The organism is Acinetobacter sp. NIPH 1852 (assembly GCF_022549455.1).
Lineage (GTDB): Bacteria > Pseudomonadota > Gammaproteobacteria > Pseudomonadales > Moraxellaceae > Acinetobacter.
The window spans coordinates 1-937 of record NZ_JAKZGG010000046.1 but is presented as its reverse complement, the minus strand read 5'-3'; the positions used below and the strand labels follow the sequence as shown (position 1 = coordinate 937).

The following is a 937-nucleotide window of genomic DNA, read 5'->3' as shown; positions in this document are numbered from 1 at the left end:
TGGGCCAAGCGTTACAACAGCGGGAATTGATGCTGGCAGTAAAGTAATCAGCAATGTTGCGGATGGCAGTGCACCGAGTGATGCAGTTAACTTTGTTCAATTAACAACAACCAATAACAACGTTGCTCAAAACACCACAGATATTGCAACTAACACAGCGAACATCACAACGAACACCAATAATATTGCGACCAACACTGGTGACATCACGACTTTGAAAGGTGGTTTCAACCTACAAACCAATGGTGCAAACAGCGGTGCGATCAAAGCGGGTGATACGGTTGATATCGGTGTGGTTGATCCAGCGGATAGCAACTTAACTGCAACGAAGACAGGCAATAATGTCGCGTTTGCATTAAGCCAAGACTTAAACTTAACGACTGTTACAGCAGGCAACAGCAAGTTAGACACGAATGGTTTAGTGATTACAGGTGGACCGAGCGTTACAACAGCAGGAATTGATGCTGGCAGTAAAGTAATCACCAATGTTGCAGATGGTAGTGCACCGAATGACGCAGTTAACTTTGGTCAATTAACAACGACCAATAACAACGTTGCTCAAAACACCACGGATATTGCAACCAACACAGCGAACATCACAACGAACACCAATAATATTGCGACTAACACTGGTGACATCACGACTTTGAAAGGTGGTTTTAACCTACAAACCAATGGTTCAAACAGCGGTGCGATCAAAGCGGGTGATACGGTTGATATCGGTGTGGTTGATCCAGCGGATAGCAACTTAACTGCAACGAAGACAGGCAATAATGTCGCGTTTGCATTAAGCCAAGACTTAAACTTAACGACTGTTACAACAGGCAACAGCAAGTTAGACACGAATGGCTTAGTGATCACAGGTGGACCAAGCATTACAACAGCAGGCATTAATGCTGGCAGTAAAGTAATTACTAATGTTGCAGATGGTAGTGCA

1 pseudogene is annotated in these 937 nt (G+C 44.1%); it reads left to right on the top strand.

Features of this window, described 5'->3' with window-relative positions:
- Positions 1–937 (top strand): annotated as a pseudogene (locus MMO38_RS16490) (hypothetical protein); the annotation flags it as partial.